Below are 207 nucleotides of genomic sequence, written 5' to 3'. Positions count from 1 at the left end.
CACCCAAGCGCCTTAGTATATTCAACCCGACTACGTGTGTCCGTTTGCGGTACGGGTACCTACAACGTTATGTTTAGCGGATTTTCTCGGCAGTCTGCTTACCCACACTGTCACCGCTACCCGAAGGTGTTGGTGTACTCTCAAGTTCGACTCTTCCCGTGGATTTGCCTGCGGGAATCGACGTCTACACTCTTTAACCGGCTATTC

The 207-nt window shown here is 51.7% G+C and carries 1 rRNA gene; it reads right to left on the bottom strand.

The features are described 5' to 3' along the window. A 23S ribosomal RNA gene (locus H6A27_RS15940) occupies positions 1-207 on the bottom strand; the annotation flags it as partial.

Origin of the sequence: Bacteroides caecigallinarum (assembly GCF_016902295.1) — a bacterium.
GTDB classification, from domain to species: Bacteria; Bacteroidota; Bacteroidia; order Bacteroidales; family Bacteroidaceae; genus Phocaeicola; species Phocaeicola caecigallinarum_A.
Note: the sequence above shows the minus strand (reverse complement) of the source record. Positions and strands in the feature narration are given on the sequence as shown.